1 protein-coding gene is annotated in these 580 nt (G+C 47.2%); it reads right to left on the reverse strand.

The annotated features are described in order from the left end of the window. On the reverse strand, positions 1-580 hold a 580-nt coding region (locus AB4484_RS26565), incomplete at both ends, for a hypothetical protein (RefSeq protein WP_372081037.1).

The raw sequence follows: 580 nt of genomic DNA on the forward strand, positions 1-580 counted from the left end.
TAAACCTCAACTTTGTCTGCTCCTTCTGTGGTAACAAATGCACCTGTTGCTTGAGACACCACAGACCCAAAATCATCTTCATCAACGACAAATGTACTCGCAACCGTCGTATCAGTGATCGTTGGCGCATCATCGAGCACCTCAATTGGCAATACATATTGGTTAGAATCATCGCCATCACCATCAACAGCAACAACATCAAACGGTATTGTTAATGTATCGAGGTTATTTGGTGTCGTAGCGTGATTGAGAGGTCCAAGCAAGGTAAACGTATAAGCACCATCATCAGTCAGCACTAATGTGAAGATTGGCGCCCCACCTGGGTCAGTTGCCCCTTGGTAGGTGGTCGTGTTAGTGGCACCTGTGATCTCAGTGATCTTAATACCTTCATTGCCCGACGATAGCGTCGCTTCCAGCGTTGAGATATTGCGTAGTTCGTAAACCTCAACTTTGTCTGCACCTTCTGTGGTCACAAACGAACCTGTCGCCTGAGCGATAACAGAGCCTAAATCGCCTTCATCAACGACAAACGTACTCGCAACAGTCGTATCAGTGATGGTTGGCACATCATCCGTCACCG

The sequence above is a fragment of the Vibrio sp. 10N.261.46.A3 genome (assembly GCF_041472995.1).
Lineage (GTDB): Bacteria > Pseudomonadota > Gammaproteobacteria > Enterobacterales > Vibrionaceae > Vibrio > Vibrio coralliirubri.